The organism is Agrobacterium sp. CGMCC 11546 (assembly GCF_013365515.1).
GTDB lineage: Bacteria > Pseudomonadota > Alphaproteobacteria > Rhizobiales > Rhizobiaceae > Agrobacterium > Agrobacterium fabrum.
Map to the genome: position 1 here is coordinate 764,981 of NZ_CP047388.1, position 17,636 is coordinate 782,616.

Genomic DNA, 17,636 nt, shown 5'->3' on the forward strand with positions numbered 1-17,636 from the left:
TTTCTCCGATCTGGAGGAGGCACACCATTCTCCGGAGAGACAGACCATGCAGATACCACCCGTTTTCCCCAAAGGCGCAACCCGAACGGAAAACGGAGTGGAGTTCACTGTCTATTCCCGCCACGCCTCGCAAATCGATCTCTGCCTGTTCGATGACGCTGGCGAGAAAGAGACGGCGCGCCTGCCGATGATGCGCGGCGAGGACGACGTTCATCGGCTCACACAGGCAGACGCCGGGCCCGGCACGCGATACGGCTTCCGTGCCCACGGCATTTACGCCCCCGAACATGGTCTGTGGTTTGATCCTGCAAAGCTGCTGCTCGACCCCTATGCCACCGAGATCGACCGCCCCTTCCGGCACGATCCCTCGCTTTATGTCTTTGGCGCTGAAACAGGCGCGATCATGCCGAAGGCGATCCTTTCCGAGCACGAGCCGGTCAAGCGCCAGCCGCCTCGTTTTGCCTGGGGCGGGTTGATTTACGAACTTGCCGTCAAATCCTTCACCCAGCTGCATCCTGATGTGCCTGAAGATATCAGGGGCACCGTCGCGGCACTGGCGCATCCCGCCATTCTCGCGCATTTGAAAAAAATCGGCGTCGATGCTGTGGAATTGATGCCGATTACCGCCTGGATCGACGAACGCCACCTGCCGCCGCTCGGGCTTTCCAATGCCTGGGGTTATAATCCGGTCGGCTTCATGGCGCTCGATCCGCGCATCTGCCCCGGCGGTGTGCGGGAACTGCGCGATACGGTTGCGGCGCTGCATGCGGAAGGTATTGGCGTCATTCTCGATCTGGTCTTCAACCATACGGGTGAAAGCGATATCGAAGGCTCGATTCTATCACTGCGCGGCCTCGATAATCTCACCGCTTTCCGTCACCCGCAGGGAAAGCCGGGCGTGCTGGTCAACGATACCGGCACCGGCAATACGGTTGCCTGCGACCACCCCTATATCCGCCAGCTCATCGTCGATTCGCTGCGGCATTTCGTTCTCAACGCCGGCGTGGATGGCTTCCGTTTCGATCTCGCGCCGGTGCTCGGCAGAACAGCCGCGGGTTTCGACATGGCGAGCGAGACGCTGGCCGCCATGCATTCGGACCCGGTGCTTTACGACCGCCTGCTGATCGCCGAACCCTGGGATATCGGCCCCGGCGGTTATCAGCTTGGCAATTTCCCAGAGAGTTTCCTGGAGTGGAACGACCGCGCCCGCGATGACATGCGCCGGTTCTGGCGTGGCGATGCTGGCATGACCGGGGCGCTCGCCAATGCGCTGTCCGGCTCCTCGCCGATCTTTTCCCGCCATGGCCGCTTAAAAAGCCGCAGCGTCAATTTCCTTGCCGCCCATGACGGTTTCACCCTGTTCGATCTCGTCAGCCATGAGCGCAAGCACAATGAAAAGAACGGCGAGAACAATCGCGACGGCCATAATGACAACCATTCCTGGAACAATGGTTTTGAAGGCCTGACCGACGACCCCACCATTGTCGCCGCCCGCCTTGCGGATGTGAAAGCGCTGCTTTCCACGCTTTTCGTCAGCCGCGGCACCCTGATGTTGACGGCGGGCGACGAGGGTGGCCGCAGCCAGCAGGGCAATAACAATGCCTATTGCCAGGACAATGAGATAAGCTGGGTCGACTGGTCATCGCTTGTCCCTGAGTTGATCGACCACACAGCGTTTCTCGCCGCACTGCGCAAGCGCTTCGGTGTGTTTTCTGAGAGTGGCTTCTTCTCCGGCAGGGGCGACGTGACATGGCTTGCCCCGGGCGGCGAACCGATGACGGTTGCTGACTGGGAGAGGCCGGATGGGCAGGCCTTCGCCATGGTGCTTTCCACCCCGGACCGGGAAACCGGCAAAGCTACCGAGCTTGCCGTGCTCATCAATCGCGGCCGTGACATCGTTCCCTTCACCTTGCCGGGCGATGGTTGGCGCGCCATCGGCACGGATTTCGGCAATCCCGCCTTCCTGCCCGCCCGTTCCGTGGTGTTTTATCTGCGCGGTTGATCCCTTCGCGTCACCAGCCGTATAAATCGTGGGAAACAATGCGGACGAGGTAACATGACAAAAGAAATTGCGCTGGCGGAAATAAAGGGCCGCGTCGGCACGGAAATGGGTGTTTCCGACTGGATCACCGTCGACCAGACAATGATTAATGCCTTCGGGAAAGCGACACTGGATGAACAGTTCATCCATATGGACCCCGAGCGCGCCCGTGCTGAAAGCCCTTTTGGCGGCACGATTGCCCATGGGTTCCTGACGCTTTCGCTGCTTTCGGCGCTGAATTACGACGCGCTGCCCCGCATTCGCGAGCAGACCATGGGCATCAATTACGGCTTCGATGCCGTCCGTTTCGTCACCCCCGTGAAAAGCGGTGCGCGGGTGCGTGGCCGGTTTACGCTGGCGGAAGCGCGTTTTCGCGGCGCGGCCATGCTGATGACGACCTATGATGTGACGGTGGACATCGAAAACGAAAAAAAGCCGGCGCTCACCGCCCGCTGGACCACCATCAGCCAGTTCAACCCGGAAGACAGGCCAGAAGACGCCTGAAACGCATAATGTGTTGGGGAGGAAAATATGAGATTTGCTTATTTGATAGAACCTCCTTTTAACTTCAGAAAAGAAACAGGAGAAATAGCAGGCTGCGATGTGGAATTAGCGCGACGTGCGCTCGCCATCGCAGGATTCAGCCATGTCGAGTTTATCGAAACCGAGTTTTCGAGTTTGCTTTCAGGTCTGGAAGACAATCGTTGGGATATGACCACCGGCTTGTTCGATACGATGGAGCGCAGGCAAGTTGCGGCCTTCAGCACGCCCATATGGTCGCTCGCCGATGGTCTGCTCGTGAAAAAAGGTAATCCCAAAAACGTAAGAGGCTACGCTTCCGCGGCTGCCAACCCCGAATGCAGGCTGGCCGCGATCAACAAACAGACCCAACTTAATGCCTGCCTGGACGCAGGCGTACCTGCCAGCCGAATTCTCGTATTTGAAACTTACGAAGAAGCTGTCCAAGCCATTATCGAGGGACACGCGGATGCTTATGCGAGCGTCGCAATCGCACATTCCGGCTTTCTGGAACGACATCGCGGATTGGAACTTGATATCGTTCCGGTATCGCGCTCAGAAAAAAAGCCCGCGGCAGGTGCTTTCGCCTTTAGAAAGAAGGATGAGAGCCTCCGAAACGCAGTAAATTCCGCTATTAAGAGATGTATGCACACAGCCGAATACCGGACTATGATGCTTGAATATGGCTTTGACGATGTAGCACTTTCGCCTGTCCGCATCGAAGGACAGCCATCTGTTACCTAGAGGATGCAGACCATGCATGACGAAGCCGTGAGGAATGCGTTTCTCGTTCAGGCAAAGGCCTGCGACAGCCTCGGGTCTCCCTTTACCGCACGGCTTTGTCGCGCCGTGGCCGCAAGGCTCGACCGCCAGACGGAGGTGGGCGAGACGATCCTGTCCTGGCCCGGCGATGTCGGCCCCTCCGGTGATTCCGTTCCCCTGCGGCTGGCGGGGGCGCTGCACGCGCTCGCCATTCAAGAAAAGATCGCGCCACTTGTCGATATTCCGCCTGATGACGAGGAGGCGCTGTGGCAGGCCTGCGCCAGCGCCCTGCGGTTCCATCAGGTCTTTATCCTCGAAAGGCTGAAATCGCCGCCGCAGACCAACGAGGTCCGCCGTTCCGCCGTGCTGTTGCCGGGCTTTCTTTCGATAGCCGAGCACACCGGCAAGCCGCTCGTGCTGTCCGAGGTGGGGGCGAGCGCCGGGCTCAACCTGCAATTTGACCGATACCGCTATCGTCTCGGCGACTTTGCATGGGGCGAACAATCCGATGTCTTCCTGTCGCCGGAATGGCGCGGCGGCACCCCGCCGGATGGGCGGATCGAGGTCATTGAGCGTGCGGGATGCGACCTCAATCCGCTCGATCCCTCTTCGGCCGAGGACCGCCTGCGGCTGATGTCCTATATCTGGGCCGACCAGACCGACAGGCTGGAGCGCACTGCCGCTGCCTTACGGATCGCGGTGGAGAACGGCCTGCAGGTGGAGAAAGCCGATGCGGTCGACTGGCTGAAACGCCGCCTTGCCACGCAACATACTGGCGCGACCCATGTCGTCTATCACTCCATCGCCTGGCAATATCTGCCGGATGCCCTGAAACAGGCGGGCGAGGCATCGATCGCTGAAGCCGGAGCCCGCGCCACGCCGGAAGCCCCGCTTGCGCGCCTGCAAATGGAGGCGGATGCGACACCTGGCGGTGCCGCAATTACCCTGCAGATATGGCCCACCGGCGATAAACAGGAGATCGGCCGGGCCGATTTCCATGGACAATGGGTGGAATGGCGGGGTTGGAGCGGCTAAACCGCCACGTCGGCCGCCGCTTCCTGCAATAGCCCACCGACATAGTCCGCGAAGGAACGCCAGCATTCCACCCGGAATGTATCATCCGCCGTGCGCAGCAGCACCACTTCCGCCTTGCCGAAAACCGTGCGCGAGCAGGCGCCGACAGGGAACCTCGCTTGAGACAGGTCCTGCGGGCAGCCGGCATTGAGTGCGGCTTCCGCGCCCGCGCCAGAAACGATGACGGCTGTGTTGCGGTGGGAAACATCGGTCGCGGAAAACAGCCCGGAGACGCCGGCAAGCGCCGCCATCAGGTCGCTTTCGCCCTGATCGATCACCAGCCACTCATCCGGGCCGAGCCACAGAGCAAAGCGCAGGCCTGATGTGACGGAGCCTTTCGGGCTGGTGGGAAGCGCAAGGCCTAGTGCTTCCGAAAGCGCCGGCACGGCACTTTCCCGCGCCCGCAACGACAGCCGCGAGGCGGAAGCGGCGGGTTTCAGCGAAACGAACGGCGAACCGCCGTGAAAATCCTCGAGCACGGATTTGCGTTTTGCGTGCAGCATGTCAGCCATTGAGACGGGTTCCTTCCTTGTCGAGGAAGACCATGTCGGTCACTTCGACGGCAATGGTTTTATCGGCAAGCGGAATATAGAGCGTTTCGCCCATGCGCGCCCTGCCATCCGCCACCAGCGCAAAAGCGATGGAGTGGCCGAGATTTTCCGACCAATAGGCGGAGGTGACATGGCCAAGCATGGTCATCGGCTTCGGCTGGTTCGGATCGGCAACGATCTGGCCGCCTTCGTCGGGCACGGTCAGCCTGTCCTTCGTCTTCAAACCGACGAGCTGCTTGCGGCCGGTGCGCGTCAGGTCAATGCGTTTCAGGCCGCGAATGCCGACGAAATCAGTCTTCTTCTTGGAAACGGCCCAGGCGAGCCCGGCATCGTCAGGTGTCACCGTGCCATCCGTATCTTGACCGACGATGATATAGCCCTTTTCCGCACGCAGAATATGCATGGTCTCGGTGCCATAAAGGCACCCGCCGACGGCTTCCGCCCTGTCACGGATCGCGGACCAGACGGCTGCGCCATAGTCGGCCGGCACATTGATTTCGAAACCAAGTTCGCCGGTGAAAGAGACGCGGAAAAGCCGCGTCGGCACACCGCAGAACTTGCCCTCGGCCACCGCCATATGCGGGAAGGCTTCCGGCGACAGATCGATACCTTCGACGAAGGGCGCGATCACCTCGCGCGCCTTCGGCCCCTGCACGGCAATGACCGCCCATTGTTCGGTCGCCGAGGTGAGCCAGACATTGAGATCGGGGAATTCGGTCTGAAGATAATCTTCCATGTGCTGGAGCACACGCGGCGCGCCGCCTGTCGTCGTCGTCACATGGAAGCGGTCCTCGGCCAGACGCCCGACAACGCCGTCATCATAAACGAAGCCGTCTTCGCGGGTCATGATGCCATAACGGCAGCGGCCGGGTTTCAGCGTATCCCAGGCATTGGTGTAGATGAGGTTCAAGAACTTCGCCGCATCCGGACCGACCACCTCGATCTTGCCGAGTGTGGAGGCATCGAACACGCCGACGCTTGTCCGCACCGTCTTGCATTCGCGGTTGATCGCCGCATGCATGTCCTCGCCCGCACGCGGGAAGAACCAGGCGCGTTTCCAGTTGCCGACGTCTTCGAACACCGCGCCGGCTGCCAGCTCTTCCTCATGCATCGGTGTCTTGCGGGTCGGGTCGAACAGCGCGCCGCGCGAATGGTTGATGAGCGTGCCGAAAGTAACCGGCGTATAGGGCTGGCGGAAGGTGGTGAGACCGACCTTGGGCAAATCCCGGCCAAGCGCTTCCGACGCGATGGCGAGGCCATGCATGTTCGACATCTTGCCCTGATCGGACGCCATGCCATTGGTGGTGAAGCGCTTGATATGCTCGACGGAATGCATGCCCTCGCGCACGGCAAGGCGGATATCCTTGGCGCAGACATCGTGCTGGAAATCAATGAAGGCCTTGACGCCGGTGCCCTCACCCGCGCCTTCGGCCGCACCGATCATGCCACCGGTCCAGGCCCTTGCATTCTCGCCGGAAAACGCCACCGAACCGCCGCCGGCAGCTGCCGCTTCGGCAATGATCGCGGCAAGATCGTCCGTGCCGTTGCAGGCGCCAATGGAAACGCAGTTCTGCACATGGATATCAGGCAGGAAACGCTGGTTAGCCGCGTCAAACTTCAGCTTGCCGCGCGATTGTGAGAAGAGATGCACGGACGGCGTCCAGCCCGCCGAAACCACAAGCGCGTCTATGGCGATCTTGCGCTTGTTGGAGCCGCCATTGCGGCCAACGGTCATGGAAGACACGCGCAGGCGGCCGGCGGTGTTGTAAACACTGTGGCCTGCCAGCACTTCGATGCCGAGCGCCCGTGCCTCGTCCAGCAGGCGCTGGTCCGGGTTCTCGCGGCAATCGACGATGGCGGCGATCTTCACGCCGGCCTTTTTCAGGTCGAAGGCTGTCTCATAGGCCGAATCATGGGCGGTATAAACACCGACATTATGGCCGACGGACACGCCGTACTGGTTGAGATAGGTGCGGGCAGCTGCAGCCAGCATGATGCCCGGCCGGTCGTTGTTAGCAAAGACCATATGGCGCTCGATTGCACCAGCGGCCAACACCACCTTTTTGGCGCGCACCTGCCACAGCCGCTCGCGCGGCTGGTGTCTGGCCGGCGTGGCGAGATGATCGGTGACGCGCTCCGCCAGCGCGACGAAATTGTGGTTGTAATAACCAAAGGCCGTCGTGCGCGTCAGAACCCGCACATTCGACATGGACTGAAGTTCGGCGAGAACCTTCTGCGCCCACTCGTAACCGGGCAGACCGTCGATCACCGCGCCGGTATCGAAGCGCAGCGCACCGCCGATCTCGGCATTCTCATCCACCAGAATGACGCTGGCGCCTGTTTTCGCCGCCGACAGCGCCGCCGTCAGGCCGGCAACGCCGGCACCGGCGACCAACACGTCGCAATGGGCATAACGGCCGGAATAATGATCAGCATCCGGTTCGCTCGGCGCCTTGCCGAGACCGGCAGCGCGGCGGATCAGCGGTTCGTAAATCTTGTGCCAGGCGGCCTTCGGCCACATGAAGGTCTTATAATAAAAACCGGCCGCGAACATCGGCGACAGGAGGTCGTTGACGGCGCTCAGATCAAAGGACAGCGACGGGAAACGGTTCTGCGAGGCAATGATGGCGCCGTCGAACACCTCCTGCACCGTGGCGCGCACATTGGGCTGCTTGCGTAGGCTGTCTCGCGACACGTCAATCAGCGCGTTCGGCTCCTCCGGTCCGGCAGACAGGAAACCGCGCGGGCGGTGATATTTGAACGAGCGGCCGATCAGATGCACGCCATTGGCCAGAAGCGCTGACGCAACGGTATCGCCCTCCAGCGCCGGATAAATCTTGCCGTCGAAGGTGAAACGCGCGGTTCTGGCCGGGGTGAGGCGACCGGCGCCCTTGATACGATAGTCGCCGCTCATTGTCCGGCTCCCTTTTCTGCGGAAAGGACCGTCTCAGTATCCGGTTTGGGTTCGCCGGCCTTGTAGGTCATCAGGAATTTATCGCTGACGGAATCGCGGGCGGCGTTGAAGAAACGGCCGCAGCCGTGAATGTGACGCCAGCGCTCGAAAACGAGGCCCTTGTCGTTGTCGCGAATGAAGAAATACTCCGCGAAGGCCTCGTCGGAAATATCGGCGATGTTTTCCGGCCGGGCGATATGGGCTTCGCCCGCCCAGCGGAATTCCAGTTCGGAACGGTCTTCCCCGCAATAGGGGCAATGAATCAGAAGCATCGTCGCTCCACCTAGAGAGAGTTTTCCGGAAGTGCTGTTCCGGCGGGTTGGTCACACAGCCGCTTTCCCATGGCTACGAAAGGGGAAAGCCGCTTTAAAAGCTGCTCGAAATTATCGAAGGGACGCAGCGCCGAGGCCCGGCCCATATTGACGATGGCAACCGCCATCATGTCGGTGTCGATCGCGAAGGGGTAGTCCTGCTCGCCATCCTCCTTCTCGCCGACAAAATAGACCATCTTGTCCGCCAGACTTGGCGCACAGAGAAGCAGGCCTTTTTCCGCCATGAAAGGCCAGTCTTTCTCACCCTGCATCTTCCGGATTTTCTGGCTGCGAAAATCCTGTACCTCGGGAATGACGCTGCCGACGGGCACGGCCGCGGCCACGCCGGATATGTTGATCGCAAGCATGGCCGCCGCCAGCATCAATGCGCTACCGCGGCAGCGGCAGCCTCGTCGATAAGCCGGCCGGTACGGAACCGGTCGAGCGTCAGGCCGGCCGCCAGACGATGCGGTTCACCGCGGGCGATGAGATGCGCAAAGAGATTGGCCGAACCCGGCGTTGCCTTGAAGCCGCCCGTACCCCAGCCGCAATTAACGAAGAGGTTCGGCACCGGCGTCACGCTCTGGATGGCGGAACGATCAGGTGTGTTGTCGGTGATGCCGCCCCATTGCCGCATCATCTTCACACGCCGGAAAATCGGGAAGAGCTCGCAGATGGCGTCGAGCGTATGGGTGATGATCTGCAGACCACCGGTCTGGGAATAGGAATTATACTGGTCCGTGCCGGCACCAATCACCAGCTCGCCCTTGTCGGACTGTGAAATATAGGCATGTACCGTGTTGGACATGACAACGCAGGGGAAGATCGGCTTCAGCGGCTCTGACACCAGCGCCTGCAATGGATTGGAATGCAGGGGAACGCGCACATCAGCCATTTTCATGATGACCGAGGAATGGCCAGCGGCGGAGACGCCGATTTTCTTCGCGCCGATGAAACCGCGATTGGTCTCGACGCCAGTTACAGCCCCGTCAGGCCCGCGGCGAATGCCCGTGACCTCGCAGTTCTGGATGATATGCACGCCGCGGTCCGAGGCCGCGCGCGCATAACCCCATGTCACCGCATCGTGGCGCGCCGTGCCGCCGCGGCGCTGAAGGGCAGCACCATTGATGGGATAACGCGCATTGCCTGATATATCGAGCGGCGGGCAATAGGCTTTTGCCTGCTCCGGCGTCAGCCACTCATTGTCGATGCCATAAAGACGGTTGGCATTGATGTGGCGGCTGAAGGATTGCCGATCATGAATATTGTGCGACAGCATCATCACGCCACGCGCCGAATACATGACGTTGTAATTGAGGTCCTGGCTCAAGCCTTCCCACAGTTTCAGGGAATGCTCATAAATATCCATGCTCTCTTCATAGAGATAGTTGGAGCGGATGATGGTGGTGTTACGGCCGGTGTTGCCGCCGCCAAGCCAGCCTTTTTCCAGAACCGCGACATTGGTGATGCCGTGTTCCTTGGCCAGATAATAGGCAGCGCCCAACCCGTGGCCGCCGCCGCCGATGATGATGACATCATAGTCCTTGCGCGGCTCGGGCGAGGCCCATTGCGCATCCCACCCTTTATGACCCCGCAACGCCTCACGCGCCACGGCAAAAACGGAATATTTGCGCATTCGCAGTCTGCTCCTCAAGAACCGGCCAGAGGCCGTAAACATAGTCCCGGCCCGTATCATACACATGGCAAATCGGGAGGGGAGGCAATATTCATTTTGCGACGTCGCAATGATTTTGTTTCGACATTGCGGTCAGAATGCGGGACACGCCGCATTTTGCAGGGGGATTATGCGCTACCGGCTGGACTTGCTGCAAATGATCTGATATTGCACCACACCAATCGCCCGGCTCGCCAGCCGGACGGACCATTTTTGTTTGCGTGCGAATGCCTTTATTCGCACAGCAAGATAACCAAACTAAAGGAACGGGTTTAACGTGCAGGTACTAGTCCGCGACAATAACGTTGATCAGGCGCTCCGCGCCCTGAAGAAAAAGATGCAGCGCGAAGGCATTTTCCGTGAAATGAAGATGCGCGATTATTACGAAAAGCCCTCCCAGAAGCGCGCCCGCGAAAAGGCTGAAGCCGTTCGCCGCGTTCGCAAGCTGGCACGCAAGCGTGCGCAGCGCGAAGGTCTGATTGCGGCCCCGCGCGCGAGCCGTTAATAGGTCGTCTTTTGGACGTTTTTGAATGCTTGTTGGGCGGGGGCGATCAATTCGCCACCGCTCTTTGTGTTTGTGGTCGGAGACAAATCGTGGGACAACGATTATGAGACCGGCCTGCGAGGGAACCCACACCGAATGATCGCTGTCGACGCCTGTGTTGTGAAAAACGCCGATGCCTCCACGCGCCGGTTGCCATTGAAAAACAACAGAGGGTTTCGCGCTTCTCTGGTCATTTGTACTGTGCTTGCCGGTCTTTCCGGCTGTGCGACATCCAACCAGACGGAAGATGTGTTCAGGATCGACCGTGCCCAGGGCTCGCAGGAAAACATCGCCTCGCTCACCTCGGTCATCAACGCCAATCCGCAGGATCCGGAAGGTTACAATGTCCGTGGCTCGGCTTATGGCCGCGCCGGCGATTCGCGCCGCGCCATCGAGGACTTCAACAAGGCGCTGCAGCTGAACCCGCGCTTTTACCAGGCCTACGCCAACCGCGCGCTCGTTTACCGCAATAGCGGACAGCAGCAGCAGGCCCTGCAGGACTACAACGCCGCTCTGCAGATCAATGCAAGCTATGATGTTGCATTGATCGGCCGCGGCAATCTTTACCGCCAGTCCGGCCGCGTGAACGAAGCCTTCAACGATTTCTCCCGCGCCATCGAGCTGGAAACCACCGACGGACGCGCCTGGCACAATCGCGGCCTGATCTACCAGCTGCGCAACCAGCATGCCCAGGCGATCGAGGACTTCTCCAAGGCAATCTCGCTGTCGTCGACATCGCCGGAGCCCTATAACGGCCGAGGCCTTTCTTATGTCGCGCTGAACGACGACGAAAATGCCTTTGCCGATTTCAACCACGCCATTTCGCTCGATGACAAGGTGGCGGAATCCTGGGCCAACCAGGCGCTGGTCTATGAGCGCCGCGGTGACATGGCCAAGGCCGCAAAGTCCTATTCGCACGCAGCGCGGCTCGACCCGAAATACAAGCCGGCGCTCGATGGTGTTGCACGCACGCGCGGCGCGGGCGCTTCCTGATCAAACAGGTACGAACAAAAAAGCCGGCGGGTGTATCACCCGCCGGCTTTTTTAATGGCACCGAAAGCGCCTCAATGGCTGTCGCGGCGCGCCTCGGGCGTGGCGTCGCCCGCCCACAATTCCGCCTGCACTGCGTTTTGAAATTCCATGACCTCGCGCCGCATGGCCGCATCCTCATAACCGAGCGCCATCAGACGGGCGGCCAGTTCGCGGCACTCCTTGCGCCAGAAATCATTCGCCTCCACACCATGCAGTCGGTCGAGCATGGTTGCACATCGTTTTACGTCGGCAATGCGGTTCTTTGCCGGAAAGGCGATTACTTCTGAACTCGTTGTCACGCGGGCACCTTGCTCTTGCTGAGGAATCAATACCGACTTTTTAAAGGCGAGATGGTTAACGAAGTCTGCAGAACGCGTAAGACAGCCTGCAATCGCTGCGTGAGAAGGGTTTCATGCCCTTTGAGAAACATGAAACGGCGTCGCGCGGCAGCCCCGATTGGGGGCAAGTCACCGATTACCGAGCAATTTACCAATCCGGATTACCGAAATTTCATGCGGTTGGCGTTAGAAGAAGTATATATGTGTGTTGAAACAACACCGGTCTCATCGTATATTTCTTGCAAAGAAAAAAAATGCCGCAGCGCAGCCAAAAACGGAGAAATCGTTCTCGGGAGGAGAGCACCATGTATGCACCTCGTGTTTTTTTCAGCATGATCGGTGCATTGCTTGCTTTTGCGGTTGCCACATACTTCATCCACGGATCGTTCTATACCGCCTTCATCCAGACCCTCATCTGTGCCGTCATTCTGCAGGTCGGTTATTTTATTGGGATTCTGGTTCTTGTCAGCAGGGAAAAACGGCGGATGCGGGAAACCTTCTTGCTGGATCGCAACGCCGAGACAATTGCGACGGACACGGTCAAAAGCGCCCCGCCGCATGGTGCCAAACTGACCGATATGTGAGCTTTTAAGAAGCTTCATTTATTGCGTCGCAAAAAAATCGCTTGCATCCACACCCATGACACTTTCTGCTGGCCAAATCCTGACGGTTGGTCAAAGCAGAAGGACAACACATGGTGAGCGGTTCACAGCCCATTTGCGTCATCATCGCTGCGAAAAACGCATCCGAAACAATCGATATCGCCATTCGCTCCGCACTTGTGGAACCTGAGGTCGGCGAGGTCGTGGTGATCGACGATGGTTCCACCGATACGACAAGCGATGTGGCGCATGCGGCGGATGACGGCACGGGGCGGCTCCGGGTTGTGCGATTCGAGGTTAATCGTGGCCCTTCGGCTGCGCGCAACCATGCAATCTCGATTTCCTCTGCCCCGCTCATCAGTATTCTCGATGCGGACGATTTCTTTTTCCGCGGCCGTTTTGCCGCCATGCTGGCCGATGACGACTGGGACCTGGTGGCCGACAATATCGCCTTCATCCAGCAATCGGTTCCCGGCGCATCCTCCATGCAGCCGGCCCGCTTCGAACCGCAGGCGCGGTATCTGTCGCTCACGGAATTCGTGGAAGGCAATATTTCCAGGCCCGGTGTGGAACGCGGAGAAACTGGCTTCTTGAAACCCGTGATACGTCGCGATTTTCTCGACAAACATGCGCTGCGTTATGACGAGGGCCTGCGGCTCGGCGAGGATTACGAACTTTACGTGCGGGCCCTTGCTGCCGGCGCGCGTTACAAGGTCATCCGCCATTGCGGTTACGGCGCGATCGTTCGCGGCAACTCCCTGAGCGGCCGCCATCGCACGGAAGATCTTCGTCGTTTATACGAGGCGGACAACGCCATTCTGGCTGGCTGCCAGCTCTCGGCCGAGGAAAAGACAATCTTGCGCGAACATGAAAAACACATCCGCGCCAAGTTCGAGCTTCGCCATTTTCTCGATGCAAAAAAGCAGAATGGCATGGGCGGCGCGCTGAGCCACGCCCTGACGCGGCTACCCGCCCTGCCCGCCATCACGCGCGGCATCTGGAGCGACAAGACTGCGCGCTTCCGTAAAGTGCCGCCGGTCAGGGATGTGCGTTATCTGCTGGATGGCACGCCGGTTTCGTGAGCGGGAAAGACCACCTCGCCAAACTCTCTGCCGTCATCCTCGGCCCTGTGCCGAGGATCTAATCCCGTTGCAGAAAATCGAAACGTTGCGGATCCTCGGGACAAGCCCGAGGATGACGTCGGCGCAATTGGCATGAACGGCAGTGCGAGCAATGACGACAGAGACGTTAGAGAACGGCATCCCCAAGCGCGAAGGCGGCAAAAAGTTCTCTGCCGCGTCTATGGCCTTCACCCTCAAAGATAATCCCGCTTCACCGTTTCCAGAACGGCGGCGAAACGCTCCTTGCGCTCCTCCAGCCGGCCATCCGGGCTGAGGCGCGGTTCCGCACGGCTTGCCTGCCAGAGTGCCAGCGTGGAAGGCGCGGCCAGCACCTGCTTGGCCAGTTTGCGCAATGACCGGGGTTGCGTTTCCTGTGGCCGCACCAGCACGTCACCCTCATGCGCCGGGCTTTTATGCGCTTGGGCAGAACCGGCCTCGGCGACAACTGGGGCTGACGGTGAGGGGAAACTCATGCCCCAGAAACGCGAGCCTTTTTTCGCGGCCTCGGCGCGGGTGGAGACCGGAACATAACGCGGCTGATAGTCGACACCGACGCTGCCGGCCCAGTCGCTCCATTTGAAGCTGTTGATCGACGGCGAGGTGCTGACCGCGACCCACGGCACGCGGAAGGCATCAGCAAGGATTGCGCCGTGCATGGATTCGGCCACGATGAATTCCGACTGGGCGATGGCGCGAATGACCGCCTTCGCCTCGCCGCGCGGGTCGAGATAGGTCAGGCCCGCCGGTTCGCACACGGTTTCCCACATGCCGAATTCCGCCGATTCCCAATGGGGAACGAAGGTCTTCTTGTAAAGCTTGGGCAGACCTTTGAAGTCCGGCATCTCGGTGACCATAACGGCCGGATCGACAATGCCCTTTTCGGGCGCGAGACCCAGCTTGGCCGCGGTTTTTTCGCCGCGCACGCAGCGAATATCCCAGAACTCGGTGCTGATATCCGGCACCGCGCCATAACCATAACCGCTGCCGATCACCAGCTTGCGCTGTTTTCCGGGCAAAAGAACATCGTTCAGGACAGTGCCGACGCCGACCAGCATGACGTCGTCATGCACATCGCGCAGGCCGGGGAGCAGAAAATCCCACAGCCACAGGTTGAGATCGTCACCAAAATTGCCGTGATGAGATTCCCAGTGGTAAGGTTTCATGAGGTCACTCCTGGGTAAAAAACATATAAATTCTTGCGGGCGAGAATTCGCTCATCTTGAGCGGCCGATTTTTCCTGCACCGAGCTCGAAAGCGGCACGCAGCAGTGCGGGATCACGCATCGCCCATTTGAACAGCAGCCCGAATTGAGGTGCCCTGCGCCGTTTCAGATTGCCGGCCTGGCTCCACAGCGCCTGTTTGCGGGCGGTGTTTTTATAGGAAGCAATCGAGGCCACATCGGCCGGCCGGCGTGAAAAACGCCCCTCCAGCGTATCGAGCGCCACCCAGGTATTGAACTGCTGGCGCAGAAATTCCGGCGAGGTATTGTCGATGCTGTGAAAGATATTGACGCCCATTCCGCGCATCGCGCCGGCATCGTCACACAGCAGCGTGCGCTTCGATGCGAGGATGGAATCACAGAAAAACAGCACATCTTCGGCCGCCAGTCTGAGCGCTGGATCGAAGCGGATCTTCTCGAAAAGAGGACGGCCGATCACCATGCAGGAGAGATGCAGGAAGCTCCAGTTGCGCAGCATGACGCTGGCGAGATCCGGCAGTTCGATCACCAGCGGTTTCTCGGAAAGCCGTGCCGCACCCTCATTCTTCTCCAGCTCGGAAATGGCGAAATGATAATAAAATTCGTCACTTGCCTGCATGGATGCCCAGTAGCACTCGCCGCCGTAGGTGTTAAGCGCGAAGGCGGCATTGCGCAGATGATCGGGGGTCCACATATCGTCGGAATCGAGAAAGGCGACATAGTCTGTGCCATCAGGCACATGGTCGAGACCCGTGTTGCGCGCACCGCCCGGACCGGCATTGGCCTGCTTAATGACAATAATCCGGTCTTTCTGTTCCTGCGAAATTTCCGCAAGCTCCTGATCGATCGGGTATGGCGATTCGTCATCGACGATGACAAGATCGAAGTCCTGGTAAGTCTGCGCAAAAACCGATGCGAGTGCACGTCCCAAGACACCGTGCTGCTTTTGGTAGTAGGGAATGACGACAGTAAATCTTGCCATTGTTTCGCCCCTTGCGTTGATCAAGAAGTGTCGGGCCCGATCCTAAAAGCGGCCCCGATGGTATCGGCAACTCCCAACCGGCTTCCTCCCGCCGGCCTCCAGAAACAGGATGCTTGTATGCCCCCAGCGCCAAATGTAAAGACCATCACCACGAATGTCGGCTGGAGCGTTTTATCAAAAACAGGGACATTCGGGCTTAAGTTTGTCACGGTCCCCATCCTCGCACGTCTCCTCTCTCCGGAAGAATTCGGGGTGGTGGCGGTAGGACTAACGGTTGTACAGTTCCTGACCATGATTGCCGGCGCGGGACTGACCTCTGCGCTGATCGTCGAGAAGGAAGAGGATATGGATACGATCCATACCGTCTTCTGGGCCAATCTGGCGATCTCCTGCACCATGGCCGCCGTGCTCTACATCTTCGCGGAATTTTTCGGCGGGCTGCTGGGCGCGGTGGAAAGCGCCTACCTGCTGCGCATCATGGCCTTCCTCATTCCATTGCAGCTGGCCGGCGATGTCGCCTATTCGCTCTTGGCCCGGCGGATGAACTTCAGCAAGGACGCGCTCTGGAGCATGGCTTCGGAAAGCATTGCGGCGGTGGTGGCGGTGGCTCTGGCGCTTCTCGGCTTCGGCGTCTGGGCGCTTATCATCCAGCTTTTTGCCGCGGCCCTCATCCGGCTTGTCGGTCTTTACGCCGTCTCGCGCTATTGCCCGCGTTTCGTCATGAAACCGCGCCGACTGGTGCCGCTTCTCGGCTTCAGTTCCGGGCTGATGGGCTCGGAAATCGCTAATTTCGTTACCTTCCAGTCGCCGATGGTGGTCATCGCCAGGCATCTCGGTCTTGCCGATGCCGGCGCCTATTCCGCCTCCAACCGCTTTGCCAGCATCCCCAATCAGGTGGTTCTATCCGCCGTCATGGGCGTTCTGTTTCCGGCCTTCAGCCGTATGATGGACGATCCCCAGCGCCGCCGCGATGCCCTGATGTTCAGCACGCAGGTGCTGACCGTGCTGCTCGCGCCGATGATGTTCGGCCTCTGGGCCGTGGCCGAGCCGGCCATGCTCGTGATCTTCGGACAGAACTGGGCCTATGCCTGGCCGGTTCTCGGTCTTCTTGCCCTTTCCAAGGCCATTCTCACCCCCTGCAGCACCTTCATTCCCTATCTCAAAGGCGCTGGTTACGGTCGCGTGCTGTTCTGGTCCGCGACGGTCCGCGCCATCGTCACCACGGTTGCGGTGTGGCTTGCCGCCCTTTATGGTACGCTGATCGACGCCATGGTGTGGCTCTGCATCGTCAATGCGGTGACGTTGGTCGCCTATTCCTGGGCCGTGTTCAAGGCAAGCGATACACCGTTTTTCCGCGGCCTCTATGTCAGCAGCAGGCCGATGATCGCGGCGCTGATCATGGCCGTTGCGGTGCGTTATCTGCTTCACGTCCTTTCGGGTCATATTCCGAGCGCCACCCTTCAGGTCCTTGTCGGTGCCGCCGCGGGTGGCGTTATCTATGGCGTCCTGATCCTGCTGACCGAAAGGGCGCTGCTGGGAAAAATCCTTGGGATGGTGAAATCACGGCGCATGCGCGATACCGCAACCCAAGGTTAGAAATTTCGTCGGGAAGTACGCCTCATTTCCGCCGTTAACCGGTCCTTGCCGCGGCGCGCCCGTCCGCCGCAGCAAGGCCGGACACCGCTGTTTTTGCAGTGCAACATCACGACAAACGACAAATCCACACAGTTTAGAGATTTTTAACGACGGATAAATTGTATAAAAATCATTTTATTTCAACTGTTTGTCTTTTGACGACTCCGCAAATGGCTAAAACGCCAGACATTCACCCGCAAAATCTAAGCTTGTGTTTTTCCCGCGTCGCCACATTTTATCCCAAAGTCGAAACCAGACTTTCCAGTGCGGGCGCAAGTTCGCTCTGGTTGCAACGCGG

At 59.4% G+C, this 17,636-nt stretch carries 17 protein-coding genes; 9 read left to right on the forward strand and 8 right to left on the reverse strand.

Going from position 1 to position 17,636, the window contains the following annotated elements:
- Positions 1 to 46: 46 nt before the first annotated feature.
- The 4 genes from glgX to GSF67_RS18320 are packed head-to-tail and all read left to right on the forward strand — an operon-like array spanning position 47 to position 4,357.
- Positions 47 to 2,002: a glycogen debranching protein GlgX gene (gene glgX, locus GSF67_RS18305; RefSeq protein WP_035215759.1), complete on the forward strand. Its 1,956-nt coding sequence runs from the start codon at positions 47 to 49 to the stop codon at positions 2,000 to 2,002.
- 54 nt (positions 2,003 to 2,056) lie between these two features.
- Positions 2,057 to 2,545, forward strand: a complete 489-nt coding sequence (locus GSF67_RS18310; protein WP_006313774.1) for a MaoC family dehydratase — start codon at positions 2,057 to 2,059, stop codon at positions 2,543 to 2,545.
- Between the two features lie 27 nt (positions 2,546 to 2,572).
- Positions 2,573 to 3,304, forward strand: coding sequence for a transporter substrate-binding domain-containing protein (locus GSF67_RS18315; protein WP_006313773.1), 732 nt, complete (start codon positions 2,573 to 2,575; stop codon positions 3,302 to 3,304).
- 12 nt (positions 3,305 to 3,316) lie between these two features.
- Positions 3,317 to 4,357, forward strand: a complete 1,041-nt coding sequence (locus GSF67_RS18320; RefSeq protein WP_006313772.1) for a DUF2332 domain-containing protein — start codon at positions 3,317 to 3,319, stop codon at positions 4,355 to 4,357.
- On the opposite strand, the gene GSF67_RS18325 is transcribed toward GSF67_RS18320, so the two are convergent.
- Genes GSF67_RS18325 through GSF67_RS18345 form a run of 5 tightly spaced genes read right to left on the reverse strand, consistent with a single transcriptional unit; the run spans position 4,354 to position 9,847 of the window.
- The gene (locus GSF67_RS18325) at positions 4,354 to 4,908 is read right to left on the reverse strand and encodes a sarcosine oxidase subunit gamma (RefSeq protein WP_006313771.1); all 555 of its coding nucleotides are present in this window, start codon (positions 4,906 to 4,908) and stop codon (positions 4,354 to 4,356) included. The genes GSF67_RS18320 and GSF67_RS18325 overlap by 4 nt on opposite strands.
- The gene (locus GSF67_RS18330) at positions 4,901 to 7,861 is read right to left on the reverse strand and encodes a sarcosine oxidase subunit alpha (RefSeq protein WP_006313770.1); all 2,961 of its coding nucleotides are present in this window, start codon (positions 7,859 to 7,861) and stop codon (positions 4,901 to 4,903) included. Before GSF67_RS18330 ends, GSF67_RS18325 begins: the two co-directional genes overlap by 8 nt.
- Positions 7,858 to 8,172: a sarcosine oxidase subunit delta gene (locus GSF67_RS18335; protein WP_003508553.1), complete on the reverse strand. Its 315-nt coding sequence runs from the start codon at positions 8,170 to 8,172 to the stop codon at positions 7,858 to 7,860. Before GSF67_RS18335 ends, GSF67_RS18330 begins: the two co-directional genes overlap by 4 nt.
- An 11-nt stretch (positions 8,173 to 8,183) precedes the next feature.
- Positions 8,184 to 8,594, reverse strand: a complete 411-nt coding sequence (locus GSF67_RS18340; RefSeq protein ID WP_006313769.1) for a hypothetical protein — start codon at positions 8,592 to 8,594, stop codon at positions 8,184 to 8,186.
- A complete protein-coding gene (locus GSF67_RS18345; protein WP_176072062.1) occupies positions 8,594 to 9,847 on the reverse strand; it encodes a sarcosine oxidase subunit beta family protein in 1,254 nt (417 codons plus the stop codon). The genes GSF67_RS18340 and GSF67_RS18345 overlap by 1 nt, the downstream gene beginning before the upstream one ends.
- A gap of 316 nt (positions 9,848 to 10,163) precedes the next feature.
- Between GSF67_RS18345 and rpsU the strand changes: the two genes are divergently transcribed.
- Together rpsU and GSF67_RS18355 are read left to right on the forward strand one after the other, a co-directional pair.
- Positions 10,164 to 10,391, forward strand: coding sequence for a 30S ribosomal protein S21 (gene rpsU, locus GSF67_RS18350; protein ID WP_006313768.1), 228 nt, complete (start codon positions 10,164 to 10,166; stop codon positions 10,389 to 10,391).
- Between the two features lie 135 nt (positions 10,392 to 10,526).
- The gene (locus GSF67_RS18355) at positions 10,527 to 11,423 is read left to right on the forward strand and encodes a tetratricopeptide repeat protein (RefSeq protein WP_006313767.1); all 897 of its coding nucleotides are present in this window, start codon (positions 10,527 to 10,529) and stop codon (positions 11,421 to 11,423) included.
- A gap of 71 nt (positions 11,424 to 11,494) precedes the next feature.
- Here the strand turns inward: GSF67_RS18355 and GSF67_RS18360 are convergent, their stop codons facing one another.
- Positions 11,495 to 11,761, reverse strand: coding sequence for a DUF6074 family protein (locus GSF67_RS18360; protein ID WP_010973537.1), 267 nt, complete (start codon positions 11,759 to 11,761; stop codon positions 11,495 to 11,497).
- Positions 11,762 to 12,105: 344 nt separating this feature from the next.
- Here GSF67_RS18360 and GSF67_RS18365 point away from each other — a divergent pair, with 344 nt between their 5' ends.
- The gene (locus tag GSF67_RS18365) at positions 12,106 to 12,384 is read left to right on the forward strand and encodes an exopolysaccharide production repressor protein (RefSeq protein ID WP_006313765.1); all 279 of its coding nucleotides are present in this window, start codon (positions 12,106 to 12,108) and stop codon (positions 12,382 to 12,384) included.
- Between the two features lie 110 nt (positions 12,385 to 12,494).
- The gene (locus tag GSF67_RS18370; protein ID WP_006313764.1) at positions 12,495 to 13,484 is read left to right on the forward strand and encodes a glycosyltransferase family 2 protein; all 990 of its coding nucleotides are present in this window, start codon (positions 12,495 to 12,497) and stop codon (positions 13,482 to 13,484) included.
- Positions 13,485 to 13,717: 233 nt separating this feature from the next.
- Here the strand turns inward: GSF67_RS18370 and GSF67_RS18375 are convergent, their stop codons facing one another.
- A complete protein-coding gene (locus tag GSF67_RS18375; protein WP_006313763.1) occupies positions 13,718 to 14,686 on the reverse strand; it encodes a polysaccharide pyruvyl transferase family protein in 969 nt (322 codons plus the stop codon).
- A 51-nt stretch (positions 14,687 to 14,737) separates the two neighbouring features.
- Positions 14,738 to 15,703: a glycosyltransferase family A protein gene (locus GSF67_RS18380; protein WP_006313762.1), complete on the reverse strand. Its 966-nt coding sequence runs from the start codon at positions 15,701 to 15,703 to the stop codon at positions 14,738 to 14,740.
- A gap of 117 nt (positions 15,704 to 15,820) precedes the next feature.
- Here GSF67_RS18380 and GSF67_RS18385 point away from each other — a divergent pair, with 117 nt between their 5' ends.
- Complete coding sequence (locus GSF67_RS18385) at positions 15,821 to 17,299, forward strand: lipopolysaccharide biosynthesis protein (protein WP_035215757.1); 1,479 nt, start codon at positions 15,821 to 15,823, stop codon at positions 17,297 to 17,299.
- The last annotated feature ends 337 nt before the right edge of the window (positions 17,300 to 17,636 follow it).

What these genes read in the sequence shown, in the direction of transcription:
- glgX (WP_035215759.1), top strand. Translation starts at nt 47, where the DNA reads ATGCAGATACCACCCGTTTTCCCCAAAGGCGCAACCCGAACGGAAAAC.
- GSF67_RS18310 (WP_006313774.1), top strand. Translation starts at nt 2,057, where the DNA reads ATGACAAAAGAAATTGCGCTGGCGGAAATAAAGGGCCGCGTCGGCACG.
- GSF67_RS18315 (WP_006313773.1), top strand. Translation starts at nt 2,573, where the DNA reads ATGAGATTTGCTTATTTGATAGAACCTCCTTTTAACTTCAGAAAAGAA.
- GSF67_RS18320 (WP_006313772.1), top strand. Translation starts at nt 3,317, where the DNA reads ATGCATGACGAAGCCGTGAGGAATGCGTTTCTCGTTCAGGCAAAGGCC.
- GSF67_RS18325 (WP_006313771.1), bottom strand. Translation starts at nt 4,908, where the DNA reads ATGGCTGACATGCTGCACGCAAAACGCAAATCCGTGCTCGAGGATTTT.
- GSF67_RS18330 (WP_006313770.1), bottom strand. Translation starts at nt 7,861, where the DNA reads ATGAGCGGCGACTATCGTATCAAGGGCGCCGGTCGCCTCACCCCGGCC.
- GSF67_RS18335 (WP_003508553.1), bottom strand. Translation starts at nt 8,172, where the DNA reads ATGCTTCTGATTCATTGCCCCTATTGCGGGGAAGACCGTTCCGAACTG.
- GSF67_RS18340 (WP_006313769.1), bottom strand. Translation starts at nt 8,594, where the DNA reads ATGCTGGCGGCGGCCATGCTTGCGATCAACATATCCGGCGTGGCCGCG.
- GSF67_RS18345 (WP_176072062.1), bottom strand. Translation starts at nt 9,847, where the DNA reads ATGCGCAAATATTCCGTTTTTGCCGTGGCGCGTGAGGCGTTGCGGGGT.
- GSF67_RS18355 (WP_006313767.1), top strand. Translation starts at nt 10,527, where the DNA reads ATGATCGCTGTCGACGCCTGTGTTGTGAAAAACGCCGATGCCTCCACG.
- GSF67_RS18365 (WP_006313765.1), top strand. Translation starts at nt 12,106, where the DNA reads ATGTATGCACCTCGTGTTTTTTTCAGCATGATCGGTGCATTGCTTGCT.
- GSF67_RS18370 (WP_006313764.1), top strand. Translation starts at nt 12,495, where the DNA reads ATGGTGAGCGGTTCACAGCCCATTTGCGTCATCATCGCTGCGAAAAAC.
- GSF67_RS18375 (WP_006313763.1), bottom strand. Translation starts at nt 14,686, where the DNA reads ATGAAACCTTACCACTGGGAATCTCATCACGGCAATTTTGGTGACGAT.
- GSF67_RS18380 (WP_006313762.1), bottom strand. Translation starts at nt 15,703, where the DNA reads ATGGCAAGATTTACTGTCGTCATTCCCTACTACCAAAAGCAGCACGGT.
- GSF67_RS18385 (WP_035215757.1), top strand. Translation starts at nt 15,821, where the DNA reads ATGCCCCCAGCGCCAAATGTAAAGACCATCACCACGAATGTCGGCTGG.